We start from the raw sequence: 248 nt of genomic DNA, 5'->3' as shown, positions 1-248 counted from the left end.
AGTATTCAGAAATGATCAAACATAGCAGTTTGTCCTTATTGGATTTATCTCAAGATATTCTTTCTAAAGATTTTGATGAAAATTCGATCCTAACGGATGGATTAACAGAAGGTGATATAAATCTGGTAAAACTAAGAAATACAATTATTCGCCTCTTCGCGCCACAGATAAAAGTTAAACAACTAGATTTCAAAGTTAATCTAGGGAAAGAGAACCAATTTCAGCCGTTCTCTAAAATGTATGTGTTG

General features: G+C 32.3%; 1 protein-coding gene. It reads left to right on the top strand.

Features of this window, described 5'->3' with window-relative positions:
- Window positions 1-248 (top strand): hypothetical protein (locus ACM615_RS24395; protein WP_431012709.1); only part of this gene is annotated, 248 nt, incomplete at both ends.

Origin of the sequence: Rahnella sp. PAMC25617 (assembly GCF_050606005.1) — a bacterium.
Classification (GTDB): domain Bacteria; phylum Pseudomonadota; class Gammaproteobacteria; order Enterobacterales; family Enterobacteriaceae; genus Rahnella; species Rahnella variigena.
This window is presented reverse-complemented; position numbering and strand designations above follow the sequence as displayed.